Origin of the sequence: Micromonospora sp. DH14 (assembly GCF_029809455.1) — a bacterium.
Lineage (GTDB): Bacteria > Actinomycetota > Actinomycetes > Mycobacteriales > Micromonosporaceae > Micromonospora > Micromonospora parva.
In genome coordinates this window covers 1-255 of record NZ_JARVKT010000088.1, presented here as the reverse complement: position 1 = coordinate 255, position 255 = coordinate 1, and the positions used below count along the sequence as shown (strand labels likewise).

General features: G+C 66.3%; 1 pseudogene. It reads left to right on the top strand.

From position 1 onward, the window contains the following. Positions 1 to 72: 72 nt before the first annotated feature. Positions 73 to 255 (top strand): annotated as a pseudogene (locus tag QCZ28_RS34460) (transposase); the annotation flags it as partial.

Below are 255 nucleotides of genomic sequence, written 5' to 3'. Positions count from 1 at the left end.
CGGGTGTTGTTCGACCTGCTGCGTGGCCCGGCTGCCACCACCGCCGGGCAGACGCGATGGCGAGGAATGCTGTTGACCGTGCTCGACGGGACCTTGCTGGTCGTCGCCGACTCGCCGGCCAACGCCGGCCGTTACACCAAACAACGCCTACTCACCGGCGGCTGCTCCGGATACCCCCAGCTACGACTTAGTGCCCAGCTGACCTGCGGCACCCGCTCAGTGATTGATGCCGTCTTCAACCCAGTCAGCGTCGGT